The sequence below is a fragment of the Blautia massiliensis (ex Durand et al. 2017) genome (genome assembly GCF_051861785.1).
GTDB lineage: Bacteria > Bacillota > Clostridia > Lachnospirales > Lachnospiraceae > Blautia_A > Blautia_A luti_A.
In genome coordinates this window covers 2,331,128-2,355,096 of sequence record NZ_CP146725.1, presented here as the reverse complement: position 1 = coordinate 2,355,096, position 23,969 = coordinate 2,331,128, and the positions used below count along the sequence as shown (strand labels likewise).

At 40.5% G+C, this 23,969-nt stretch carries 23 protein-coding genes and 1 pseudogene; 1 reads left to right on the top strand and 23 read right to left on the bottom strand.

What is annotated here, in order from left to right:
* Positions 1–28 precede the first annotated feature (28 nt).
* From nagA to V9W66_RS11240, 7 genes are all read right to left on the bottom strand, one after another.
* Positions 29–1,183, bottom strand: a complete 1,155-nt coding sequence (gene nagA / locus V9W66_RS11270; protein WP_144094374.1) for an N-acetylglucosamine-6-phosphate deacetylase — start codon at positions 1,181–1,183, stop codon at positions 29–31.
* Between the two features lie 24 nt (positions 1,184–1,207).
* Positions 1,208–2,047 carry a MurR/RpiR family transcriptional regulator gene (locus V9W66_RS11265; protein ID WP_144094375.1) on the bottom strand — a complete coding sequence of 280 codons (840 nt, stop codon included), beginning with the start codon at positions 2,045–2,047 and terminating at the stop codon, positions 1,208–1,210.
* Between the two features lie 10 nt (positions 2,048–2,057).
* Positions 2,058–2,954, bottom strand: coding sequence for an ROK family protein (locus V9W66_RS11260; RefSeq protein ID WP_144094376.1), 897 nt, complete (start codon positions 2,952–2,954; stop codon positions 2,058–2,060).
* 128 nt (positions 2,955–3,082) lie between these two features.
* On the bottom strand, positions 3,083–3,535 hold the full coding sequence (locus tag V9W66_RS11255) for a YhcH/YjgK/YiaL family protein (RefSeq protein WP_144094377.1): 453 nt from the start codon (positions 3,533–3,535) through the stop codon (positions 3,083–3,085).
* 17 nt (positions 3,536–3,552) lie between these two features.
* Positions 3,553–5,058, bottom strand: coding sequence for a sodium:solute symporter (locus V9W66_RS11250; protein ID WP_144094378.1), 1,506 nt, complete (start codon positions 5,056–5,058; stop codon positions 3,553–3,555).
* Positions 5,059–5,138: 80 nt separating this feature from the next.
* The gene (locus V9W66_RS11245; RefSeq protein WP_144094379.1) at positions 5,139–6,056 is read right to left on the bottom strand and encodes a dihydrodipicolinate synthase family protein; all 918 of its coding nucleotides are present in this window, start codon (positions 6,054–6,056) and stop codon (positions 5,139–5,141) included.
* 44 nt (positions 6,057–6,100) lie between these two features.
* Entirely contained in the window at positions 6,101–6,790 is a 690-nt protein-coding gene (locus V9W66_RS11240) for an N-acetylmannosamine-6-phosphate 2-epimerase (protein ID WP_144094380.1), read from the bottom strand.
* Between the two features lie 278 nt (positions 6,791–7,068).
* Here V9W66_RS11240 and nagB point away from each other — a divergent pair, with 278 nt between their 5' ends.
* Positions 7,069–7,794, top strand: coding sequence for a glucosamine-6-phosphate deaminase (nagB, locus tag V9W66_RS11235; protein WP_144094381.1), 726 nt, complete (start codon positions 7,069–7,071; stop codon positions 7,792–7,794).
* Between the two features lie 139 nt (positions 7,795–7,933).
* On the opposite strand, the gene V9W66_RS11230 is transcribed toward nagB, so the two are convergent.
* The 16 genes and pseudogenes from V9W66_RS11230 to V9W66_RS11155 form a co-directional block, all read right to left on the bottom strand.
* A complete protein-coding gene (locus tag V9W66_RS11230) occupies positions 7,934–8,278 on the bottom strand; it encodes an IS110 family transposase (RefSeq protein ID WP_243121759.1) in 345 nt (114 codons plus the stop codon).
* An 18-nt stretch (positions 8,279–8,296) separates the two neighbouring features.
* Complete coding sequence (locus V9W66_RS11225; RefSeq protein WP_243121760.1) at positions 8,297–8,632, bottom strand: hypothetical protein; 336 nt, start codon at positions 8,630–8,632, stop codon at positions 8,297–8,299.
* Positions 8,633–9,327: 695 nt separating this feature from the next.
* A complete protein-coding gene (locus V9W66_RS11220; protein WP_243121763.1) occupies positions 9,328–10,104 on the bottom strand; it encodes a TatD family hydrolase in 777 nt (258 codons plus the stop codon).
* Positions 10,105–10,128: 24 nt separating this feature from the next.
* Positions 10,129–10,536 (bottom strand): annotated as a pseudogene (locus V9W66_RS11215) (MOSC domain-containing protein); the annotation flags it as partial.
* A 238-nt stretch (positions 10,537–10,774) separates the two neighbouring features.
* The gene (locus V9W66_RS11210) at positions 10,775–11,263 is read right to left on the bottom strand and encodes a MogA/MoaB family molybdenum cofactor biosynthesis protein (RefSeq protein ID WP_144094383.1); all 489 of its coding nucleotides are present in this window, start codon (positions 11,261–11,263) and stop codon (positions 10,775–10,777) included.
* A 6-nt stretch (positions 11,264–11,269) separates the two neighbouring features.
* Complete coding sequence (moaA, locus tag V9W66_RS11205; RefSeq protein WP_144094384.1) at positions 11,270–12,259, bottom strand: GTP 3',8-cyclase MoaA; 990 nt, start codon at positions 12,257–12,259, stop codon at positions 11,270–11,272.
* A complete protein-coding gene (moaC, locus tag V9W66_RS11200; protein WP_144094385.1) occupies positions 12,256–12,735 on the bottom strand; it encodes a cyclic pyranopterin monophosphate synthase MoaC in 480 nt (159 codons plus the stop codon). Before moaC ends, moaA begins: the two co-directional genes overlap by 4 nt.
* A gap of 2 nt (positions 12,736–12,737) precedes the next feature.
* Positions 12,738–14,753 carry a methionine--tRNA ligase gene (gene metG / locus V9W66_RS11195; RefSeq protein ID WP_144094386.1) on the bottom strand — a complete coding sequence of 672 codons (2,016 nt, stop codon included), beginning with the start codon at positions 14,751–14,753 and terminating at the stop codon, positions 12,738–12,740.
* A 547-nt stretch (positions 14,754–15,300) separates the two neighbouring features.
* The gene (locus tag V9W66_RS11190; protein ID WP_279231485.1) at positions 15,301–15,978 is read right to left on the bottom strand and encodes an alpha/beta hydrolase; all 678 of its coding nucleotides are present in this window, start codon (positions 15,976–15,978) and stop codon (positions 15,301–15,303) included.
* Positions 15,979–16,036: 58 nt separating this feature from the next.
* Positions 16,037–17,323 carry an apiosidase-like domain-containing protein gene (locus tag V9W66_RS11185; RefSeq protein WP_144094388.1) on the bottom strand — a complete coding sequence of 429 codons (1,287 nt, stop codon included), beginning with the start codon at positions 17,321–17,323 and terminating at the stop codon, positions 16,037–16,039.
* Positions 17,324–17,325: 2 nt separating this feature from the next.
* Positions 17,326–18,561 carry an MFS transporter gene (locus V9W66_RS11180; protein WP_144094389.1) on the bottom strand — a complete coding sequence of 412 codons (1,236 nt, stop codon included), beginning with the start codon at positions 18,559–18,561 and terminating at the stop codon, positions 17,326–17,328.
* 33 nt (positions 18,562–18,594) lie between these two features.
* Entirely contained in the window at positions 18,595–20,661 is a 2,067-nt protein-coding gene (locus V9W66_RS11175; RefSeq protein ID WP_144094390.1) for a beta-glucosidase, read from the bottom strand.
* 29 nt (positions 20,662–20,690) lie between these two features.
* Positions 20,691–21,617, bottom strand: a complete 927-nt coding sequence (locus V9W66_RS11170; RefSeq protein WP_144094391.1) for a helix-turn-helix domain-containing protein — start codon at positions 21,615–21,617, stop codon at positions 20,691–20,693.
* A 319-nt stretch (positions 21,618–21,936) separates the two neighbouring features.
* Complete coding sequence (locus V9W66_RS11165; protein ID WP_144094392.1) at positions 21,937–22,383, bottom strand: threonine/serine exporter family protein; 447 nt, start codon at positions 22,381–22,383, stop codon at positions 21,937–21,939.
* 145 nt (positions 22,384–22,528) lie between these two features.
* The gene (locus tag V9W66_RS11160; RefSeq protein WP_144094393.1) at positions 22,529–23,284 is read right to left on the bottom strand and encodes a threonine/serine exporter family protein; all 756 of its coding nucleotides are present in this window, start codon (positions 23,282–23,284) and stop codon (positions 22,529–22,531) included.
* A gap of 252 nt (positions 23,285–23,536) precedes the next feature.
* Positions 23,537–23,962, bottom strand: coding sequence for a flavodoxin (locus tag V9W66_RS11155; protein WP_110103074.1), 426 nt, complete (start codon positions 23,960–23,962; stop codon positions 23,537–23,539).
* Positions 23,963–23,969 lie beyond the last annotated feature (7 nt).

Here is a 23,969-nt window from a genome sequence, read left to right as displayed (position 1 = left end):
TTGAAAATCCCTAATCTTTTTTTCATTTCTATTTAATTTTTATTCCATCCTTAATGACGCCTCTTAGTTCAAGTTCTGAATCTAATAACACAATATTGGCTTTCTTTCCTTTTTCTATGGAACCGTACTGATCCTCTACTCCTAAACTTTTGGCTGGGTTGATTGTCGCACAAGCTACTGCTGTTTCCAATGGAATACCCATCTTTTTTACTACTGTTCTCATGCAGTCCATCAAATTTGTTGCCGAACCTGCAATCGCACCATCTGATACAAGTGTTGCTAATCTTCCAACCACTTTAACATCCAGACCACCAAGTGTATACTGTCCATCTGGCATCCCAGTTGCTCTCATACTATCACTAATCAGAATCATTCTATCTGCTCCCATCATCTGGAATGTAGCACGTACAATAGATGGGTGAATATGTATTCCATCACAAATGATTTCTGCCATAACCTCTTTATTATCAAACACAGCACCAACTACGCCCGGTGCACGATGTGTAAATGCAGGCATCGCATTATATAAATGTACGGCATGATTTACTCCTGCCCTGCAAGCCGCCATTGAGGTCTCATAATCAGCATTCGTATGTGCTAATGAAACGTTCACTCGATTGCTGACTTCTTTAATAAATTCAATTGCATTGCTACTTTCTTCCGGAGCCACTCCAATAAATTTTACTAATCCCTCTGATGCTTTAAGAAATCGATCACAAATCTCTACATTACATGGAAGAATATTTTTTTCATCCTGTGCGCCTTTTTTTACATGGCTAATAAAAGGTCCTTCCATGTTAATTCCCAGCAAATCTGCTTTATGACAATCCTTAGTTTCCTTTTTATATTCTGCTGCCACCTGAAGAATGTGTTCCAATTCTTCCACTGGCAGTGTCATCGTCGCCGGTGCTATAGCTGTAACACCTACTGACGCTTCATACTCTGCAATTCTTCCAAGAGCTTCCTTCTTACCATCGCAGAAATCGTCACCCTTACAACCATGAAAATGAAGATCAATCAAACCAGGAATTGCATAATTCCCCTTTCCGTCAATGACTTCCTCATTTAATTGGGGTGTATCTTTTTCCTCATAAACACTCTGGATACAGTTTCCTACCAGAATAATTCCGCCTTTTACAAATGTTTTATTTGGTGTATATACATAAACATTATCAATAATCATTTTAGCGACCTCCTACATAAACCTCTAATAAACTTCTTTATGGTTCTTTTCTCCTTCTTCTAGTGCCCTAAGAGTGCTATCATGCATACCTTTCCTAATATATTTATTTTGCTCTACATAGTAAGCATATATAATATCTAGCATGACTAAAATTGGAAACTGTGGTGAAATCACATCGCCATGATTCAAATGCTTCAAAGATGGAAGCAATACAACCTCCGAACAATATTCATCAAATGCAACCCTATTCTTTGTAGTAAAAAGTACTGTTTTTGCACCTTTATTGTAGGATTCTCTCAATAAATACCGAACTTCCTCTCTTTCTCCACTAAGACTAAAACCTAAAACAAGACTATTTTTATTCTGAAAAACAGAGGACATCTTCATCATGTCTGGATCGGCTAAGGAATCCACATTAACTCCTATTCTCATAAAACGTATTTCCATCTCTCTTGCAGAAAGCCCAGAGCTACCTAAACCACATACCAGAACACGATCTGCTTTATTGAAATATCCTGTTATTTTTCCTATCTGTCTTTCATCAACAAGACTATATGCTTTATTTAAAAGTTCCTGATAAGCATTCAAAACCATTCTTGTATTTCCAGTTATTTTTTCCGACTTCTCAATAAAAGTTTCTTCATATTGATAAATAAATTCTTTATATCCATGGTAACCACATTTTTGTGCAAAACGAACCAATGTAGCCTTTGAGGTAAATAAAGTTTCCGAAATATTCTTTATTGAAAAATCCATCCTTTTCTGATTATGAATAAAAAAGTCAGCAATTTCCTTTTCAACAGGCGTAAACTTATCATAATTTGATTCTATAACTGGGACAACAGATTTCACATAATATTCCATATACTCATTCCTATTCTTTTAAATGCACTCCACAAAAATGGTAAAATGCTCCAAGCATTCCAGCATCATTCTGATTTTCTGCAAATGTAATTTTTGTATGTTTTTCAATGCTGGATACAAGATATTTTTTTACTGCTTTTTCAATCCTGTCTTTTAAAAAGTCCTCTTGTGCCATAATCCCTCCACCTAACACAACTACCTCTGGATTAAGAACATAGCAAATATTGGAAATTCCTTTTCCAAGAATGTCTGTCATTTCTTCAATAGCTTGTATACAAATCTTATCACCTTTTTTGGCTTCCTTGAAAATGTTATAACCATCCCATTTTTCTTCTGGTTCCTTTTTCCATTCTGCAACCTTTTTTGTCAGAATACTCGCAGCACCTAATGTCTGAAAATCACTGTCGTTCATATGCATGTAACCAACTTCACATGCACTATTACTAAAACCATGGAACACTTTTCCATCTAATATGATACATCCACCGATTCCAGTTCCTATCGTCAATACTAGAGCGACTTTACTTCCTTTTGCAGCACCATTTTTATACTCTGCCAAACCTGCACAATTTACATCATTCTCTACTTCACACGGAATATGAAATTCTTTTTCGAGTATCTTTTTAAATTCCGTACCTGCGTAACTAGGAATCAATGGTGCAGAATAAAATATTGCTCCTTTTTCTGTATCAACCATTCCTGCTGTCGAAATACAAATTCCTGCAATCTTACCAGAATACAGTTTTACCATTCCTCGAACAATTGTAATTACTTTTTTAAGAATGGACGGGCCGCCTTTCCAGGCCTCTGTTGGCATCGACTTTTTCAGTTCTATTTCAGCATCTTCACAAATAATTCCATATTTGATTGCGGTTCCACCGATATCAATGCTTATATACCTGTTCATCTTGTAATCCTACTTTCATTTATTATATATAATTTCAAATACATTCTCAAGTTATGCTTATCTTTATGAGAAAAAGGCAAACCGTTGGTTTGCCCTCTCCTCCAGCAGGATAAAATGCCTGCATAAATTTAAATCCTCACTTTAAAAATTGCTTTTTTAATTGTTTCTGGTTTCTCTCCTGCCTGAACTGCAGTCCGATGTCCATCACTTGGATAACAAATTAAAAAGTCACCATCTGTCAGTACCACAGAAGATTTTTTTTCGCCTTCCATTGGAAGGAAATCATCCTTTTCCACGAATTCCTTCAAATCCATGTTCTGAATAAAGTTCAGGTCAATTTGTTCAGTACCATGAAGCATTACATGAACATCTAAGTAATTCTTATGAGCTTCCCAAAAACGTTCTTCTGGAGTTGTCGTTGTATATTCCACAATATTCACAAACAGTCGATCTCCATCAATTTCATGACTTCCCTTTTCATAAGAAGCCAAATCATGGTTTTTTGCATATTCAAAGCATTCTTTAATCTGTTCTTCAAGATACGGAAACTCTTCTGTATTTTTAATATTTCCAAAAATCATTTTCCATACACTCCTTATCAGTTCTTAAAGATTGTTGTATTTGGAGCTGGTACAGATTTGTCACCTTTCACTTTTCTCCAAATAATACTTGCTGGAATACCTATCACTAAGGAAACTACAATGGAAATAATGGAATAGCTCCAAATTGTTACCTTGTCAGCAGGTACAAAATATTTGATATAAACCATAACTGCAGAAGATGCAATAAATGCTGCAACTGCACCAAATGTATTTGCAACCTTTGTAAATGCACCGAGGATAAATGTTCCAATCAAAATTCCAAGTACCAGTCCCATAAATCCATTAAACCATTCATATGCAGATTTTACTCCGCCATTTGCAAGTACCATTGCAACTACAATCGCAAAGATACCAACAATAAGAGAAACTCTCTGTCCAATTTTTGTTTCTTTTTCAAAACCTAACTCTTTTTTAGAAAGGCTTGACTGGATATCCAGTGTCCAGCTGGATGCTACTGAATTCAAACCGGTAGAAAGTGTTGACTGTGCGGCAGCATAAATCGCAGCTAATAAAAGTCCCGTTACACCAACTGGAAGTTCAAACGCAATATAAGATGCAAAAATCTGATCCTGTGCAGCTGCTGGTGGTAATGCGTTCTGTTTATAAAATACAAACAGACCTGTTCCGATCAGATAAAATACAGTTGCAATAAAAATAGATAATGCTCCATTTGTCAGCATCATTTTATTTAATTTTTTAGTATCTGTAGTTGTTGTAAAACGCTGAACAATGTCCTGGCTAGAAACATAGGAACCCATAGTATTAAATCCAGCACCAACGATCATAATAAATACACTGTCTTTTAATATATTAGGATTAAAGATTGGCTGATCTACAGCAAGGAATTTATGCTCTGTAGCAAATGCCTGGAAAATAGATCCAATTCCTCCGTCCAAATGTACTAAAAGGAAAATCAAGGCAAATGTTACACCGATCAGAAGTACGGATCCCTGGATAAAATCAGTCCAGAGTACAGATTTCAAACCACCTGTATAGGAGTAAATAATTGCAATTACACCCATAATAATAATCAAAAGATTTACATTAATACCCGTCAGACTTCCGAGTACCATACACGGAAGATACATAATAATAGACATACGCCCAATCTGATATACGATAAACATAACCGCTCCGAGAACACGAAGGCCTTTGCTTCCAAATCTCAGTTCAAGGTAATGATATGCAGTGTCAATGTCCAGTTTACTATATATTGGAAGGAAAAATTTAATGGTAAGTGGAATAGCAAGCAGCATACCCAGCTGTGCGAACCACATAATCCACGTTCCTGCATATGAATTTCCTGCCAGTGATAAAAAAGAAATCGGACTCAGCAGTGTTGCAAAAATGGATACGGATGTAACCCACCACGGAACGGTTCCATCTCCTTTAAAGTACTCTTTTCCCTTCATTTCCTTTTTTGCAAAATGAAGGCCGGCAAACAAAACTGCCGCTAAGTATACGATCAAGATAACAAGGTCAATATAAGTAAATCCCTGCATACTCTTTTCCTCCTGTATTCCCAGTGATCTTCTCTTTAAAACAATACCCGGCCATTTTGCCGGGTACCGTTTCGTGTTTTTTATAAATATTTCTTCTTTGCATCACAGATCATCTGTGCTGCTTCTTTCACGATATCCATATCATCTTCAATTAAAGCAGGAAGAGGTTCTCTTACGCCGCCCAGTTCAAGACCTTCATTAATCTTAAGAATTGCTTTGATTACTGCATACATATTTCCATGTGCGGAACACATCTTATAAATAATTTCATCACAAGCATACTGGAGCTCTCTTGCTTTTTCCATCTCGCCTGCCTTTACATATTCATCCAGTTTCAGATACAGTTCTGGCATAGCACCATATGTTCCACCAATAGCACCTTCTGCACCAATTACACGTCCACTCATAAACTGCTCATCTGGGCCATTAAAGATAATGTAATCTGGGCCAGCTGCCTGCTTGAACATCTGAATATCCTGAACCGGCATAGAGGAGTTCTTAACCCCGATTACATTTGGATTCTTTCTCATTTCTGCAAAAAGCTTCTGTGTTAAAGCAACACCTGCAAGCTGAGGAATGTTGTAAATTACAAAATCTGTATGTGGTGCTGCTGCACTGATATCATTCCAATATTGTGCAATTGCATATTCTGGTAAATGGAAATAAATTGGCGGAATAGCTGCGATTGCATCTACGCCAAGGCTCTCTGCATGTCTTGCCAGTTCCTGGCTATCTTTTGTATTATTACATGCAACATGTGCAATAACAGTAAGTTTACCCTCTGCGGCTTTCATAACATTCTCGAGAATGATCTTTCGATCCTCCACACTCTGGTAAATACATTCCCCTGAAGATCCGTTTACATAGACACCCTTTACTCCCTTTTTCACAAAATATTTTGTCAGTGCCTGTACCCCTTCTGGACTTACATTTCCTTTTTCATCGTAGCATGCATAAAATGCCGGAATGACTCCTTTGTACTTTTCCAGATTTCTCATAGTTTTTTCTCCCTTTCTTTATATAATTTCCATTGTTCCCTTTTTTAGCGTTCCATTTCTTCAACAAATGATTTTGTAATCAACTGTGGCCTTGTGATGATGGATCCTACTACAACGCTATAAGCTCCAAGCTCAATGACACGTCTTGCTTTCTCTGGTGTATTAATATTTCCCTCTGCGATAACTCTATGTTTTGCTTTGGATACGATTTTCCTCAAAATCTCAAAATCATTTGCTTCAATCTTGTCACCCTTACTCTGTTCGGTATATCCCACCATAGTTGTGCCAATAAAATCGAACCCTAACTCATCAGCATGAAGTGCTTCTTCCACTGTTGAACAATCAGCCATCCAGAGCTGTTCCGGATATTTTGCTTTAACTTCATGAAAGAACTCATCCAGCGTTTTATTTCCAGGACGTTTGGAAATAGTTGCATCCATTGCGATAATCTCCGGTTTTACTTCCATCAATTCATCGATTTCTTTCATAGTCGGCGTAATGTAAATATCACTATCTGCATAGTCTCTTTTGACAATTCCAATAATTGGCAAATCAACCTGAGACTTAATCTCTTTAATGTCTTCTTTTGTGTTGGCGCGAATTCCACTGGCACCTCCAACTTTCGCTGCCAGTGCCATTCTTCCCATAATAAAAGATGAATGTAACGGTTCATTCGGTAATGCCTGGCAAGATACAATCAATTTTCCCTTAAGATTTTCAATTTTGTGATTCATCTCTTTGCCCTCCTTCGTTCTTGACGGTAGTATAGATTATTATGAAACTTTTTTCAATATATATCGATATTTTTGAAACTAGTTTCATATTTTTCGCTCAAAGGCTCTTTTATTCAATTTTACGCATTCATTTTTTTGGGTTAAGTTGCACAAACCAACAGTAATTCTTCCAGCGTACGAAACTAGTTTCTTTATAATACTTTTCTGTTGAAATTATTTTCGTTTTAGATATACTAGAGGATAAATAAATAAATTATTTTAGAAAGGAAGCATAGATAATGATTATTTATAGAGCAAAAAACTATCAGGATATGAGTAGAAAAGCAGCAAATATCATTTCTGCCCAAATTATAATGAAACCCAACTGTGTACTCGGATTAGCCACTGGTTCTTCTCCAGTTGGTACCTACAAACAATTAATCGAATGGTATAAAAAAGGAGATCTGGATTTTTCTAAAGTAACAAGTGTCAACCTTGATGAATACAAGGGATTAAGCCCTGAAAATGACCAGAGTTACCGTTATTTTATGAATCACAATTTATTCGACCATGTAAACATTGATAAAACTCATACTTTCGTCCCGAATGGTCTGGAAAAAGATTCAAAGAAAGCATGTGATTCCTATAATGAAATTATCCGTAAACAGGGCGGTATTGATCTTCAGCTTCTCGGTCTTGGTCACAATGGTCATATCGGATTTAATGAACCTGGAGCTGCTTTTGAAAAAGAAACACATTGTGTTGATTTGACAGAAAGCACAATCGAAGCAAATAAACGCTTCTTTGCTTCAGAAGAAGACGTTCCAAGACAAGCCTATACTATGGGTATTAAAAATATCATGCAGGCAAAAAAAATTCTAGTCGTTGTAAGTGGGGAAGATAAAGCAGCCATACTAAAAGAAGTACTCTATGGAGCAATTACTCCTGAAGTCCCCGCTTCTATTTTACAGTTACACAATGATGTTACAATCGTTGCTGACGAAGCAGCTCTCAGCAACTCTTAGAGTAATTTCTCCATTTTTGTCTTCACAATATATGTTTGCAAAAATCATTCTAACCTTTAACGAGTTATAGTGATTTTTCATAAAATACCACTATGGCTTACTGTTGGTCTTTTGCAGATGGAGTCCGTTCCGGGCTCCATCATTTACGGGTTTCTGTTCCAGAACCCTGCAGAGTGAATGCTCCATCTATTTTCCCAAATGCGTCCATGTATTCCGGAAAATAGATTTTCAATTTCCTGTGAAGACGATTGATATTTCTTATCCTGTCCTCGGTAAGCTGATCTCTGAACATAGAGAGCCTTCTCATATCTGCATAAACGTTTTCTGGAAGATATGGCATTCCGTAGTTTCCATCTTTCACAAGATTTGCAATCAGTTTCGGATCTTTTCTGTCATCCTTGAGCCGGCTGTTGTCTTCAATTTCTTTGCTCTGCTTTACGGCATATGGATTTACCTGGACAACACTGATTCCGCTTGAAATCATACATGCAGCCAACGCAAATCAGTAGTGGCCTGTTGGTTCAAGACCCAGCACTATCTGTTTCTTATCATTTTTTGCTTCTAGTTCCAGCATCCATGCTTTTGCATTCTCAAAGCCCTCTGAAGTATTGCTGAATTCAAATGCTCCGCGACTCAACTCCCTTCCTCTGACATCAATTGCCCTGATATAATGAGTCTCACTGCCTATATCGCATCCAACTATAAGCATGTCATCCGTAATGAAGGAGAGTTTATCGTTCTTGGAAAATTTACCGTTTGTTTCCAATTCCCGCCAGGTGCAGGATCTCAGTTCTTTTTCTACCACCTCTATTTTCTTATTCAGTTCTTCTTTTGACAAAAGATTAATTGCCTGATTTTCTACATTTACTTGAGGTATTCTTTTGGGTCAATTCCCTTTACTCTTTAAAATATACAGGAAGCTCCTTTTTTATTTGGCAAAATTAAAGGAACACATCTATTGTAACATATATTTTCATATAAAAACGGTCACATATGAACATGCATCATTGATTTCTTTGCCGTCAAAACAAATTTTTTTTAGGCTTATTAAGGCAAAAAGAGCCAATCTCTCTCGACTGACCCTCAATTAGTTCGACAAACCTTCAAAACTTTGATCATTCAAAAAGCCACCATATGACAAATGACTCTTCATCTGCCATACAGCGGCTTCTTCTTTATTTTATACATTCTCTTCTTTCAAATCCTACTCTTGCATTTAAAACACTAACCTTATCCCGAATCTATCAATACTCAAACTAATTCCCCTTAACTCAATATTAAATAAATCACAAATAATATTAATCCATATACTAATAATTGCCCTTAAATGTACATAACACTACTCCTATTAGTTTGAATACTATGCGTTTTTACATCATCTCAAACCTCAAATTCAAAAATGAAGCGCCTCATCTACTCTTATCGTACGATATGCAAACCTTGAAAAGTAATAAATTCACATTTATATTATCAATTATAAAATATCTTTTATCTTTTGAGAAGTCTCTTTGTGTATTTTCAATATTTTTATTCTCAAACCAGCCCAAACACCCGCAACGCATTACTCTCCGTCACAGACACAACCTCCTCGCAGCTGACACCTTTCAGCTCCGCGATCGTCTTCACAACCTCCGGCAAATACAGGGAGCTGTTTCTTTTTCCACGGTTCGGCACAGGTGCCATGTAGGGGCAGTCGGTTTCCAGCAGAATCTGATTCAACGGCGCATACTCTGCCACTTCCTTCAGCTTCCGGGAATTCTTAAAAGTAACCACTCCACCGATTCCCAGATAAAGTCCCATATTCAGATACTCTCTTGCAATTTCTTTACTATATGAAAAACAATGAATAATTCCGCCATGCATTCCGTCCTTCATATATTCTTTCACAATATTCAACGTATCCTCCGCGGCATCGCGGCTATGAATCATAAACGAAAGCTTTTTCTCACGGGCAATGTCCATCTGCTGGCGAAATACCTTCTGCTGGAGAAGATGCTCTTCCTTCTCCTTATGCCAGTAATAATCCAGGCCGATCTCGCCTACAGCTACCGTTTTTTTCATGTCGCAATATCTGCGGATCTCATCCAGAACTACTGCATCCACCTTATCCGCATCATCCGGATGAACACCCACTGCGCCATAAACAAAAGGATACCTCTCCACCAAATCATAAACCCGGTCAAAATGTCCCACAGAAGCACACACATCCACAATATGCCCGATCCCGTTCTCCTGCATACTATCCAGCATGGCAAAACGATCCTCATCAAAAGCCTCATCATCGTAATGTGCATGGGTATCAAAAATCATAGCTTTATCCACAGTCATCTCGTCACCGACGGAAACTTTTCCACCTTTCAGCACTCTTGTAAACACACCTTCCCGTGGCATGATGCATTCACCCATCTTCTGAAAAATGGCACAGCCATTGTGGCACTCCTTTCCGATCTGAGTCAGCTCCAGCACAACCTCACCACAACGAAACCTGGTGCCAACCGGAAGCTTTGCAAAATCAATCCCTTCCACAACCAGGTTCTCACCAAAAGCACCATCCTCGACCTCTGCACCCTTCGCCCGAAACGCATCGATCTTTTCACCGGAAAGAAGACTCACCTGCCGATGCCACTTTCCGGCATGAGCATCCCCCTCAAGCCCCCAGTCCTCCACAAAAACCGCAGACCCAGCATTCTTCTTCTGTGTCCCTTTCTTCTCACTGATACAAACCGCAAGTACTTTTCCCATAATAAACTCCTATTAATTACACAGCGTTACCAAATTTATTCCTATTACACCAGCAATATTAATTTCCAAATATCAATACATCCGGCAAAGCCTACCACATGCAACTCTCAAGCCTCAGGAATTATGAATTGCTGTAAATGAATTTTGATCACAAAACATACCACATCCAACAGCGTGTCACCGTACCGGCTCTGACTCCATTGGGCGTCCGTTTGTTAGTACAGGTATACACCGCACACTACCGTCCGCATTCTCCAGCATCGCTGGTCAAAATCTCAATCCCATGCCCCAACGCTTCAATAATAACCTCCAGGCACTCCCTGACAGCCTTAGGACTCCCCGGCAGATTAACGATCAACGTCCCCTTCCGGATCCCGGCCGTAGCCCGGCTCAGCATCGCCCGCTTCGTAATCGTCATACTAAACGCCCGCATCGCCTCCGGAATCCCCGGCACACGCCGCCCGATCACATCCTCCGTAGCCTCCGGTGTCACATCCCTCTGAGAAAACCCGGTACCACCCGTAGTCAAAATCAGTTCAGCCAAACCCATATCCGCGATCTCTGCCATCCGTGCACTCAGCATCCCACGGTCATCCGGCAAAACATCCACAGAAACAACCTCATACCCGGCCGCCTCCATGATTTCCTTTACAGCCGGCCCGCTGAGATCCTCACGTTCTCCTCTGAACCCCTTATCACTGGAAGTGATCACAGCAACTCTTTTCATCAACACTCAACCTCCGATCTGAGCCATACAAAGCTTCTCCGTTTTATCTTCCTTCTGTTTCTCCAGGCTGCCTCCAAAAGCATGCCCGTCCGGTTTCTCCGCCAACGCCTCCAGGATCACAGCCTTCAGCACCTCATCCGAACCACCACTGCGGATCACCTCCCGAAGATCCCTTCCCGCCGCATACTGCAGACAGGTCTTCAAAAAGCCCTGAGAAGTCAGCCGGATCCGGTTACACTCCCCACAGAACTTATGGCTCACCGCGCTGATAAACCCGATCTTTCCGGAAAAACCATCCACATCATAATAATGACACGGTCCATTCCCAAGGGGCTCCCCAACATACGGTGAAAACCGCGGAAGCTTTTCCCCAAGGATCCGAAGCAGTTCCACCTCCGACACCCCATGAAACTCTTTTCCCATCCCAATGGGCATCATCTCAATAAACCGCACATGCACCTTATGATCCCTGGCCAGAAACGCCACCTCGCAAAGATCCTGCTCCGGAATTCCCAGTGGTACGCAGTTGATCTTCAGCGAAATCTCCGGATACTTCAACGCCTCTGAGATCCCTTCAAGCGTCCGATCTAATTCATCACGCCGGGTAATTCTCCTGCTGCAGGCCTCATCCAGCGTATCCAGACTGATGTTCAATCCGTCCAGCCCTGCCCGGGCAAAATCCTTCATCTGCTCTTTCAGAAGCACACCATTTGTAGTCAGAGTCACCTTCTCGATTCCCGTCATATTTTTCAGTTTTTCCACAAGCTGAGGCATTCCGGAACGAACCAGAGGTTCCCCACCGGTCAGCTTGATCTTCCGGATACCCAGCTCTGCCATCACCTGGCAGATCCTCAAGATTTCCTCTTCCTGCAAAATAAGGGAGCGCGACACATGCTGCACTCCCTCCTCCGGCATACAATAAATACACCGCAAATTACATCTGTCAGTTACGGAAATCCTGAGATAATCAATATTTCTTCCGCACCTGTCTATCATTTTTCCTCAAAGCGGAAATCTCCGCTTTTGCCTCCTGTTTTTTCTTCCAGATGGATATCAGACATAACCATGTGCTTGTCAATTGCCTTGCACATGTCATAAATGGTAAGAAGCGCCACCTGAACACCTGTCAGGGCCTCCATCTCCACGCCTGTTTTTCCCTCTGTTTTTACCGTGCAGAATACACGGATCACTCCCGCATCCTCATCGGTCTCAAAATCCACAGAGCACTTCTGGATGGGAAGTGGATGGCACATGGGGATCAGATCAGAAGTACGCTTCACACCCATGATACCTGCCACACGAGCCACACCAAGTACATCACCCTTTTTCACATTTCCGCTTTTTACCGCGGCCATGATCTCCGGACTTACCTGAATGGAACCCGTGGCTGTTGCCGTACGGTGAGTGACCGGTTTGTCGGACACATCCACCATAACAGCATTGCCGTTTTTATCAAAATGATTCAATCCCATACTTAGCAGATCTCAGCACCTGCTGGCATCTCTTTCTCCGGCACCATCAGGGAAAGATTTCCGTCTGCATCCTCTGCACAGAGGATCATACCCTCGCTGAGGATTCCGGCAAGCTTGGCAGGCTTCAGATTTGTAACGACCATAACCTTTTTGCCCACCATTTCCTCTGCGGAATAATGAGCCTTGATTCCGGATACGATCTGACGAACCTGGCTTCCGATCTTAACCTGAGAGCAGAGAAGTTTTCTGGATTTCTTAACCTCCTCACAGGCGATGATCTCACCAACCTGGAACTGCAGCTTCTCAAAATCATCGAAAGTGATCTCCGGCTTTGCCTCAATATCGATCACATTCTCTGTTTTCTCCTCTTCTACCTCTTCCTTCGGCTCTTCTTTCTTCGGATGAAGCTTCTCAACCTTCTCAAGAACCTCTTTCAGGTCAAGTCTCGCAAAAAGGATCTCCGGTTTGTCGGTTACGCGGTTTCCTGAAGGATAAAGACCAAACTGCTCCATCTCCTCAAGAGTTCTCTCGTTTGCGTTGAGCTGTACAAGAATACGCTCTGTTGTACGCGGCATAAAGGATTTCAGAAGAGATGCGCCGATGCAGATTCCCTCAACCAGGTTGTAGAGAACTGTTGCAAGACGATCCTGCTTTGTCTCATCCTTTGCAAGTGCCCATGGCATTGTCTCGTCGATATATTTGTTGCAGCGTTTGAACAGCGAGAATACCTCTGTGATAGCATCTGCCACACGAAGCTTGTCCATTTTTGCGGAAACATTCTTCGGAACCTGAAGGATGAAGTTCTTAAGATCCTCATCAACCGGCTCAGTAACATTCTTATTCTCAACGACTCCGTTAAAATATTTGTTGGACATGGAAATAGTACGGTTTACAAGATTTCCAAGTGTGTTTGCAAGGTCGGAATTCAGTCTCTCAACCATCAGCTCCCATGTGATCACACCGTCATTCTCAAATGGCATCTCGTGAAGTACGAAATAACGGACAGCATCTACACCAAAGAACTCAACCAGCTCATCTGCATAGATTACATTTCCTTTGGATTTACTCATTTTTCCATCGCCCTGAAGCAGCCATGGATGTCCGAATACCTGTTTTGGAAGCGGAAGATCCAGAGACATCAGGAAGATTGGCCAGTAAATGGTATGGAAACGGATGATATCTTTTCCGATCAGGTGAAGATCTGCCGGCCAGTATTTGTTGAATTTATCGCTGCTGTTTCCGTCGCAGTCATAGCCGATACCTGTGATATAGTTTGTCAGGGCATCCAGCCATACATATACAACGTGCTTCGGATCGAAATCTACCGGGATTCCCCATTTAAAGGATGTTCTGGATACACAGAGATCCTGAAGTCCCGGAAGAAGGAAATTGTTCATCATCTCGTTTTTACGGGACTCCGGCTGGATGAAATCCGGATGTGTGTTGATGTAGTCAATCAGCCTGTCTGCATATTTACTCATTTTGAAGAAATATGCCTCTTCCTTGGCAGGTACGCATGGACGTCCGCAGTCCGGACATTTGCCGTCTACAAGCTGGGACTCTGTGAAGAAGGACTCACATGGTGTACAGTACATTCCTTCATAATGACCCTTGTAGATATCTCCCTTTGCATACATTTTTTTGAAGATTTTTTTGACCTGCTCTTCATGGTCTTTATCTGTTGTACGGATGAATTTATCATAGGATGTGTTCATCAGATCCCAGATGCGTTTGATCTCGCCGGAAACGTTATCTACGAATTCCTTTGGTGTAACACCAGCCTCCTCAGCCTTCAGCTCGATCTTCTGGCCATGCTCATCAGTACCTGTCTGAAAATATACGTCATAACCCTGCTGTCTTTTAAAACGTGCGATCGCATCCGCAAGAACGACCTCATAGGTATTTCCGATATGCGGTTTACCGGATGTGTACGCAATGGCAGTGCTGATATAATATCTCTGCTTTTCCATCTTTTCTTTCCTCCATAATAAAAATAAAAAAACGTCTTCCCATACCATAATGATATGAGAAGACGAGTTATTACCCGTGTTACCACTTCTTTTCGTTCCTGCCTCGCGGCAAAAACCTCATCAGGTACAGCAGTTTCTATACCTTTCCGCTATAACAGGCGGTCCTGTCATCACCTGCCGGTGTCCATTAAACGGGACATTTACATTTCGCTTATCACGTTCAAACCGGGTCAGCAATGCCTCTCCGAAGCCATCTTCCATCTGCGCCTGCACATCCCTCTCAGTCTCGGAACTCCTTATATAAAAAGTTCTCCGGGGATTTCCCTGTAGTGTGGTGTACACATGTACTCTCTTCTTCCACGAGTTTTCCATATGGGAAAATCGTAACACATTTCTGATGGTTTGTAAACGGGGAATTTCAGGTCAGAGTTCTATAGCACTCCCAAGAATTGCTTCTATCCATGTGCTGACGAACTTCTGTCTACCTACAAATATACAATTTTCTACTCAAAACCATATACTGTCTAGGTCACCGCAGCAACAAGAACTGTCAGACACAGCAATAATAATTTAGGTGTACCCTTTATTTTGTGTTTTATTTCATAAATCCAATCTGCCTCATCCATCCCAATGACAGCTTAACCCATGTTGCTCCCTGTTCGTTAACCTGGCTGTGATTTGGCATGGAATCTGTTCTTTCATCTCCCAATGCAAAGCCATGCTCACCTTTCTGATAAATATGTACTTCATATGGAATCTGATTTTTCTGAAGTTCCATTACATATGCCAAGGAATTTTCCACAGGAACAAATGTATCTTCTGTCGTATGCCAGATAAAGGTTGGCGGCACATCTGAATTTACCTGATACAACGGAGAAACTTTTTTCAGCCTTTCCTCAGTAGCATCCTCCCCGAGCATTGCCCTATTCACCCACGCATTGATTGCAGTTCTTCCTGAAGCTTTTACACAGTCAAGCATCGGATAAGCAAGGATTGCAATATTAGGTTTCATCATTTCCGATGAATATCCTGTTTCTTTTTCAAGCCATTCTTTTTTCCAGTATACGGAAAGTTGTCCTGCCAGATTGCCTTCTGCCGAAAAGTCAGCCACTGCAATCTTATCTGGATCGATTGCCCAGTTCTGTGCATTTTCTCTTAACATAGCAACTGTCATTGCCAGCTCTTTTAACGAATTAGGAAAAACTGATACTGGTTCTTTTCCCGGATAAAGATTTTCTTTGAAAAAAGGTCGTCCTTCCGTAGCATACTTCAAAACAACACTGGAAATTCCCTTCGCAAAATATTCCGCGGCAATTGGCTCTCCCTCTTTTTTATTTATGTTTCTTTAAAACAACAAGTGCATCCTCATAGCATGAAAGAAGATGCAGCCTTGCCTCATTTTCTTTCCATTGCCCCTGATATTTTTGCCGTGTCTCAAGATCCACTATTTCTACCTGATACTTTTCTTTACTGATATTCAGTACAGACAGATCCAATTCCACATTTGTCGGCACATAGATCACATATTTATCTGCATCATGTGCACAACGAATTTCTTCCATTTCATTGAATGTTACATAATCTGAAGTACATCCTTCCGGAAAAAATTCCTCCATGCTTTCTTTCAGATAATGCATATCATCCGCACCTCTGAAATGCAACGCATCATGCCAGTCAAATGGAAGCGAAAATCCCGCTCCCTTTCGGATAAAAGAATCAAAGCTCTGTCCATGATGATGCCAACTCCATACTCCATGTGCTCCATAAGTTACTCCTGCATCCGCACCTGAAAGTACAGACTGCCAGGCAGCTCTTCTTACATCACGATTTGTAAAACGGATTTTCCCGGGAGCAGCAATCTGTTCATAACATGGCTCTGTATTGATTACAGGCTTCTCATATCCCTCTTTACGCATCGCTTTCGGAATATCATATGCAAAATGCTGTCCTGGAATAAAATGCCCCGACTGGTATGTAAAAAAATCTGCTGCTTCTTTTAATTCTTTTGGAATTTCCATGCTTTCACCACAGATATGAAATGTATACAACGCATCAGGATCTGCTGCTTTTGCTGTATCAAAGACTTTTTTATAGTATTTAACAGTCTCTTCCTCCGGAAAATCTGTATCACCGCTTATAAAATAAATCGGCTCATATTTTTTAAATCTTTTCGCCACATATGAGGTGTACTGTTCCAGATATTCATATGGAAAAAGATTATTATTTGTAAATTTAGATTCCCATGTTCCCGGTACATAATTTCCCCACAGCAGGACAAGAACCGGTGTCATTCCATACTCCTTCAGCACCTGCAGCTTTTCTTCCGCTGCATCAAAATATTTTTCATTAATAGTTGAATAATCAAATTCAAAATGCGCGCCTCTCCATTCCCCTTCTTTTTTGATCGGGAACGGATACAGATTAAGTTCATCTCCACTGGAATCCCACTGCTTCAAAATATTGATCTGAATACAATTAAATCCTTGTTTATATCGGTAATCCACATAATATTTCCAGTCATCCATGGAAATATTGGTAAATGCACTCCAGCAAGTATCTGCAAAATAGAAAAATGGTTTTCTGTCTTTATAGATTCTATCTTTTTTTACCTGAAACATATTTATCTATCCTTTCTTTTTGCTGATACAGCTGTGAGAACCACAATAACAACTACGGACATTACAACGTACATCCATCCTGCATTTCTCATCGCAGTATCAGGTGCACTTCCCATATATCCTGCGATGAATGGTGCACAAAATGCGCCAAGATTAGAACCTACCATTGGAATTGCATTGTATAATGTTGCATTCTTTGGTGTAATAACCGTACTTACTGTCATAAAAATCAGAGAAACTGTCATTCCACCTGCAAGTCCAAATATAACAGCCATTAAACCAATCAGTATTTTACTGTTTACTACTCCGATCACAAGAAGAGGAAGCCCTCTCAGTAAAATAGTTACAGGAAGCATTTTTGTCCCAAAGTGCTTATAGCAATATCCAAAAAGCATGCCTCCAAACATCTGTGATAATGTAAAGATACTTGCAACAACACTTGCTTCTGATGCAGTTCCGATATTTTTTGTAACAAAGATCTGTGCAAGTTTCGTTCCAAAGATAGTTGCTCCTACAAGAAAAAAGAAGAATAATACTGCCAGTGCCAGAACTGTACCAAGTCCTGCAAGTTTATTATCTGCATTAGCTTCTTTTACACTTTTTTTCTTTTCTTCATTCTTCTGAACAAAAACTCCATACTTCTCCGGTTCCGGAACAAAGAAGATAAACAGCAATAATGTAGGTACAAACAGTATATAAACAAGATAAGACATATGCCAGCTGAGCTTAAGGAGCTGACCTGCAACCATTGTCATAAGAGAAGTTCCGATTCCGCCTGCAGCTGTTCTCCAGCCCATGTATTTTGCCAGCTCATTACCTTTAAAAAACGCACTCAGCAGACTGGCTGCGAGAGCATTGGAAAGTCCGATACCAATTCCAAGTACTGCACGTGATCCAAGTACTACATAAAAGTTTGTTGAAAATACAGGTACAATTGAAGATATCGCTGCAATGCCAATACCAAGCAATGCGGTTTGTTTCTGTCCTATTTTATTTACAAGAAATCCGCTGACTAATACAAAAATTGTAACAAACAGATTTACAATTGTTGTTATAGACTCAATCAGTGAAAGTGCATGGCCGCTAAAAGTCTCTGTCATGGCCGGTATAGTTGAATTGACTACAGATGGTGCCTGATCCAGAACACCTAAAAGCAGGATCGCGGTAAGAAGCATAATTTTACGGTACTTCGAACGCTGATATAATGGTGTTTCCTGTACATTTATTGCTGATTTCATTATCAATCCCTCTCTTTCGTTTTTTATAAATCGTTATACATCAAGAGTTATTTTATATAAATCCTTGTCTGCACTGCTAGTTCCGATATAGATCTCATAATTCATATGCTCCAACTCAAATTCGCCGGTATTTTCGTTATACCATTCCAGTTCTTCTGTCGGACATGTTATCGTTACAGTCCTTCTCTCTCCTGGTTCCAGCCATACTTTTCTGAATCCTTTCAGCGTTTTTACAGCTCGCTTCACTTTCGAATTATTAAATCCAATATACAACTGAAGAACTTCACTTCCAGCTCTGTGTCCGCAGTTTTTTATTTCTGCACATGCACAAATCTGATTTTTTTCTTTCCATGCTTGAGGTTTCGCTACCTCAAACTGTGTATAGCTTAAACCAAATCCAAACGGAACAGCCGGTGTATGACTTTCTTTTTCCAGTTTTCTATAACCATGAAAATACTCATATCTCTGATGCTCTGCATTCCAGTCTATTTCTGCCAGATCTTCTTCTTTCTGTGGAATCGTAAATGGAAGTTTTCCTCCTGGATTCACATCACCAAAAAGGATTTCTGCAACAGCCTGTCCGCCTTTCATTCCCGGATAATATCCAAACAGAATTGCATTTATTTTATTGCTCCATGAATCAAGCATGATTGTGTTTCCACCAATCAGAACAACTGCAGATTTAGGGTTTTCCGATCCAACCTGCTCAATCAGTTCCTGCTCATCTTTATGAAGACTCAGACCATTTCTTCTGTCTCCACCCACACCTCCGGTAAAGACATCTTCTTTATCCTGTGCCACAAACTCACCTTCATCCCGATAATCATATCCGGCAACAAAAATAACTGCATCTGCCTCCCGGGCCATTTTTTTGCTATGCTCAACATTTTTGCCTGGATAATAGATTACTTCTGTATCCGGACAGTTCTTAATAAGCCCCTCAAGGATCGTTACAACATATTTCGGATACACCTGACTGGTTCCTCTGTCGCCGGTATTTTCTTTATCTGCAAGTTTTCCCAGAATCAGAAGCTTATGCGTTTCTTTCTTGCATAAAGGCAATATGTTTTCATCATTTTTTATAAGAGTGATTCCTTCTCTTGCCGCTTCTAATGCAAGTTCTATATGCTCCCTGCATCCGACTTTTTTCCGGTCAGCTTTACTCTGTCCATCATCAAACGCCAGAACGGTTCTTACAATCCTCAATGCCGCATCATCAATCACTTCTTCTGATACCTCTCCTGTTTCAACAGCTCTCACAAGGCATTCTCCAAAATATTTTGTATTCGGCATTTCCATTGTCTGTCCACCGTTAACAGCTTCGATTGTATCTTTCACACCCCAGACAAAATCACTCATAATGAATCCGTCAAATCCCCATTCTTTTTTTAGTACCTGGTTTAGCAGATATTCATTATGTCCGCATAATTTACCCTGATATGAATTATACGCACTCATAATACAGGCCGCACCTGCATCTATGGTTTTTTTGAAATGTGGGAGAAAAACTTCTCTTTCTGTCCGTTTATCTGCTGTAATATCCACTGTAAATCTTGCATTTTCCATCTGATTAAATGCAAAATGTTTCACGCAGGCCATTACACCTTTGCTCTGTACTCCCCGTACAAGAGCAGCTCCCATTTCCCCAAGTTGAAATGTATCTTCTCCATATGTTTCCTGACTTCTTCCCCATCCTGGATTATATGGAAGATTTATACATACGCCACCAAAAAGATTTCCACCATAGGCAAGTACTTCCTCACCGATCGCTTCTCCGATTTTTTCTTCCAGCTCTGTATCAAATGTTGCGCCTCTCAACATTGATACCGGAAATGCAGTACTTCTTCCATTGCCACAGACTACACCTCTCGGTCCGTCAACAAACAAAACCGGAGAAACATGCTGTTTTGTAATTCCGCCCGCAGGATACGGGAACTGATTATAATGCTCCTGTGTCCTCTTTTTTATCGCACCACGAACTTCCTCAAATGTCATAGTGCCGCTCATCAATGAAACTTTCTCTTCCAACGTAAGTGAATCAATGATTTTTTTTGCTTTTCCGTTATACTGCATTCGCTGTGTTCTCGTGTTTCCTGGCATTTTTCTTCCTCCTGCCTGATAATCTGTTCCTAATTCTCTTTAAGCAGTTTTTTCAGCAGTCGATGCGTTTCCTGCCTGTCAAATGAAAGATAGCCCTGTTTTTTCTTCTTATCACCGCGCTGCTTTGAAATCTTGCTTCTATATTCAGCTGGTGTCATCATTGTTTCTTTTTTGAATATACGGTAAAAAGTTTTTTCTGAACCGAATCCACAACAGTCAATAATATAATTGACAGATTTATCTGTTTCTGACAAATAATGGCGTGCCATTGCTACTCTCTGTATATCCAGAACTTCTTTTGCAGACATTCCTATATGTTTTTTCAGATACCGAATCATCGTTTTCTGACTTACACCCAGTTCTTTTACCGCATTCTGAAGGACTTCTTCCATTTGAAGATGCTCTTTAACATAATCGAAGAATCTCATAACCAAATCCATTTCATTCTCTGCAATCTGCACATTTGAATGAATAACATATTCAACATGTTCGATCAGATCTGCTATCAGCGTATAAATTTCTGCTCTGCCACGAAAATATCCATTTTCCTGATCTTCCAAAGTTTCATAGGCAATCTTTGCTGTTTTTTTTACAAAATACCGGTATGGCTTATATGATTCCAGCTCATTCCGAACACTATCCAGATAAAAATGTCGGATACTTCCTGTATTCTGCCCATCTTCCTGAAACAACACCGGATCTAATTGTATAAATACACATAGATTATCTTCTTCACCCTGTACACTGTGAACTGCTCTGGAATTTATAAGTACAATTTCATTTTCATGGTAAACAGTTGGCTCTGAATCATAAATAATCTTGATACTTCCCTTTAATACAAGACATATCTCGTATTCATAGTGCCAGTGGAACTGACTATTTCCTATATGTGTGACAAAAACATTTGCCGGATACTTTTTATCATAATCTACCGTTTCGAAAATGTATGAGCTCATTTTTTCTCCTTTATGTTTCCCTCGATTACATGCATGAGTATAGCATGTAATTATCCTGTTCTTTGTCATATAAAGATAACACCTCTGTCATTTATGGACATCTTGTATATATTGTATGTTTTTTATTTTATTTTCGTTTTTATTTTATGTATTTTGTATATATTTTATATGCATTTTTTGTGCAATAATTACATTTACTATTTGTATTTCTGCCAAAAAGAGGTTAGAACACTATCGTTCCAACCTCTCACTTTATGTATCACTATTTTCTCTCAGACTGCTGATAAAAAAACAATATTCTTTTTTTACTTTTCCATTATTACATTCTCCTCTGCCTGTACATCCACCGCCACGCCATCCGGAACGCAATCGTCGTCAGCGTCATTCCTGCTGCCATGCTCACCGCAAAAAGGATCGTATAGATTCCGTCTTTCCGGAATTTCGCCCAGTCTTTCATCAACATCCAGTTCATGGTCCGGTAAAGTGCTGCTCCCGGAATCAGCGGAATTGTCGCGGAAACCAGGAATACAGTTACCGGCGTTTTATGAATTCTTGCCATACATTCTGCATACAGAGTAATAGCTACTGTTGACCAGAAACCGCACGCATACGGACTTGGCGTTATGAACTCCACTGCCAGATATACAGCCCAGGACAGACAGCCCCCTACAGCCGCAAACCAGAGTTTTTTTCCATGGATATTAAATAATGCCGCAAAGCCGAGGGATCCTGTGAAGGATACGACCAGCTGTATGATTTCCCTCATATTTTCCTCCTGAATAAATCATAACTACTCTCAAATGCTCCCATTATCTGCTGCATTTCGCTACTCCACAATTGATACTGTATGTGACCTCCTCATTCACTGCTTATTGCTTTTCGCAACCTTCAAGAGAACTTCCCTGATTCGGTTAAAACAACAGATTCGCCACCGTAAAACCAAGGCCCACGACCAGTGCCAGCAAAAGTGCCTCCATACATCGGATCAAACCTGTAATGGTATCTCCTGAAAACATATCGCGCAATGAATTGGTAAATGCAATTCCCGGTATCAGAAGCATGATATTTCCGATACTGATCAGATCCGCATGATGTCCAAGCCCGATCAGAACTGTAAGATTGGAAAGTACTCCGCCGGCTCCGCAGCAAAGAAGCACTGTCAGCAGCGAGTTTAATGTGCCCTTTTTTACAAAAGCCTCAAACAGCTTCAGGGCGATACCTATCAGCGCAGAAGCGATCATATCGTTGACATCTCCTCCGAAAAACACGGAAAAAGAACCTGAAATTACAGCATAGATCAAAATCTGCGTTTTAAAAGAATATCCTTGTTTATCCCGGATCTTTTCCAGCCCCTTCTGGATCTCCTCCGGCTTCGGCCGATACTCACAGATATATCTGGAAAGCTGGTTCAGGTCATCCAGCCGCCCCAGATCATTGGACATTCCCGGCACACGCCGCGTCTGGGTGCAAATACCGAAATCCTCTCCATAAATAGTCGTCACAATACTGGATGTGATAGAAAAAACATCTGCCCGGGTGGCTCCATATGCCAGGCAGATCCGCCGTATGGTATCTTCCACACGTCCAACCTCTGCTCCGCAGCAAAGAAGCTGTTCACCAATTGTCATCGCATAATATAAATACTGTTCCGCTTCCTCCCGCGTCATCCGGCATCCCTCACTTTCCTGCTTTATTTCATCTTTATCTATTTTAGGACACGTAAATATTAAAATCAACAAGGATTTTTTGTCTTAATATTCATTTCCTCTATATTTTCTCAAAGTAATAAGCAGATATTTTCGCTCAAAATAAAACACCACCCGGACAAAAAAGATATCTATCCCTTCTGTCCGGATGGTGTTTGTGTTTGAAAATCCAATGCTCTGCTCAGTTTTTATTTGTTTGAAATCTAACAGATCTTATGCAAGTTTTCCACCAAGTTCACGGCAAGCTGCAAGTCCTTCATCATCAGGTGTATTGTTTACAATGAGTCCTTCATCCTCAACAAGCTCTGCGCCTGCGTCTTTTGCTCTGCCGCACCATGTTCTCATCCACTCTCCGTCGCCCCAGTCATAGGAACCGAAAAGTGCAACTTTTTTACCGGAAAGTTTGCCTTCCAAATCAGAGAAGAATGGCTCGAACTCACCATCCTCAAGCTCCTCATCTCCCATTGCCGGACAACCAAGTGCCAGAACATCATAAGAGAGAGCTTTATCTACATCTGCATCTGCAACTTCCATGATCTCAACATCCGCACCGGCTGCTTTTGCGCCTTCCTCAACAGCCTGTGCCATTGCCTCTGTGTTACCTGTGGAAGACCAGTAAATAATTCCTACCTTGCTCATCTTAAAA

What these genes read in the sequence shown, in the direction of transcription:
- nagA (WP_144094374.1), bottom strand. Translation starts at nt 1,183, where the DNA reads ATGATTATTGATAATGTTTATGTATATACACCAAATAAAACATTTGTA.
- V9W66_RS11265 (WP_144094375.1), bottom strand. Translation starts at nt 2,047, where the DNA reads ATGGAATATTATGTGAAATCTGTTGTCCCAGTTATAGAATCAAATTAT.
- V9W66_RS11260 (WP_144094376.1), bottom strand. Translation starts at nt 2,954, where the DNA reads ATGAACAGGTATATAAGCATTGATATCGGTGGAACCGCAATCAAATAT.
- V9W66_RS11255 (WP_144094377.1), bottom strand. Translation starts at nt 3,535, where the DNA reads ATGATTTTTGGAAATATTAAAAATACAGAAGAGTTTCCGTATCTTGAA.
- V9W66_RS11250 (WP_144094378.1), bottom strand. Translation starts at nt 5,058, where the DNA reads ATGCAGGGATTTACTTATATTGACCTTGTTATCTTGATCGTATACTTA.
- V9W66_RS11245 (WP_144094379.1), bottom strand. Translation starts at nt 6,056, where the DNA reads ATGAGAAATCTGGAAAAGTACAAAGGAGTCATTCCGGCATTTTATGCA.
- V9W66_RS11240 (WP_144094380.1), bottom strand. Translation starts at nt 6,790, where the DNA reads ATGAATCACAAAATTGAAAATCTTAAGGGAAAATTGATTGTATCTTGC.
- nagB (WP_144094381.1), top strand. Translation starts at nt 7,069, where the DNA reads ATGATTATTTATAGAGCAAAAAACTATCAGGATATGAGTAGAAAAGCA.
- V9W66_RS11230 (WP_243121759.1), bottom strand. Translation starts at nt 8,278, where the DNA reads ATGATTTCAAGCGGAATCAGTGTTGTCCAGGTAAATCCATATGCCGTA.
- V9W66_RS11220 (WP_243121763.1), bottom strand. Translation starts at nt 10,104, where the DNA reads ATGATTTTTGATACCCATGCACATTACGATGATGAGGCTTTTGATGAG.
- V9W66_RS11210 (WP_144094383.1), bottom strand. Translation starts at nt 11,263, where the DNA reads ATGAAAAGAGTTGCTGTGATCACTTCCAGTGATAAGGGGTTCAGAGGA.
- moaA (WP_144094384.1), bottom strand. Translation starts at nt 12,259, where the DNA reads ATGATAGACAGGTGCGGAAGAAATATTGATTATCTCAGGATTTCCGTA.
- moaC (WP_144094385.1), bottom strand. Translation starts at nt 12,735, where the DNA reads ATGGGATTGAATCATTTTGATAAAAACGGCAATGCTGTTATGGTGGAT.
- metG (WP_144094386.1), bottom strand. Translation starts at nt 14,753, where the DNA reads ATGGTATGGGAAGACGTTTTTTTATTTTTATTATGGAGGAAAGAAAAG.
- V9W66_RS11185 (WP_144094388.1), bottom strand. Translation starts at nt 17,323, where the DNA reads ATGTTTCAGGTAAAAAAAGATAGAATCTATAAAGACAGAAAACCATTT.
- V9W66_RS11180 (WP_144094389.1), bottom strand. Translation starts at nt 18,561, where the DNA reads ATGAAATCAGCAATAAATGTACAGGAAACACCATTATATCAGCGTTCG.
- V9W66_RS11175 (WP_144094390.1), bottom strand. Translation starts at nt 20,661, where the DNA reads ATGCCAGGAAACACGAGAACACAGCGAATGCAGTATAACGGAAAAGCA.
- V9W66_RS11170 (WP_144094391.1), bottom strand. Translation starts at nt 21,617, where the DNA reads ATGAGCTCATACATTTTCGAAACGGTAGATTATGATAAAAAGTATCCG.
- V9W66_RS11165 (WP_144094392.1), bottom strand. Translation starts at nt 22,383, where the DNA reads ATGAGGGAAATCATACAGCTGGTCGTATCCTTCACAGGATCCCTCGGC.
- V9W66_RS11160 (WP_144094393.1), bottom strand. Translation starts at nt 23,284, where the DNA reads ATGACGCGGGAGGAAGCGGAACAGTATTTATATTATGCGATGACAATT.
- V9W66_RS11155 (WP_110103074.1), bottom strand. Translation starts at nt 23,962, where the DNA reads ATGAGCAAGGTAGGAATTATTTACTGGTCTTCCACAGGTAACACAGAG.